At 45.1% G+C, this 233-nt stretch carries 1 pseudogene; it reads right to left on the bottom strand.

What is annotated here, in order from left to right:
* Positions 1-233, bottom strand: a pseudogene (locus AAEZ05_RS30370) (proline--tRNA ligase); the annotation flags it as partial.

Here is a 233-nt window from a genome sequence, read left to right as displayed (position 1 = left end):
CATCATGACCATGAACGATTAACGTTTTAACCGTAGTGGCTAATGGAACATCCAAATGTTCAGCAACCATTTTACAACTGGTCATCTCTTCAGTTAACACGTCTTCGCGTTCCATTTTGGGTGGCTGACGCTCAGCAGTGCTCACCGATTCTGCCAGCTCAACGTTCGCTGCATAATCAGAAGAATCTGAAAAGGCGATATCATCTTCGCCGCTATCTGCTAAGACATGAAAC

Origin of the sequence: Pseudomonas sp. HY13-MNA-CIBAN-0226 (assembly GCF_040310305.1) — a bacterium.
Classification (GTDB): domain Bacteria; phylum Pseudomonadota; class Gammaproteobacteria; order Pseudomonadales; family Pseudomonadaceae; genus Aquipseudomonas; species Aquipseudomonas gregormendelii.
The sequence above is the reverse complement of the archived record's forward strand: the minus strand, read 5'-3'. Positions and strand labels throughout refer to the sequence as shown.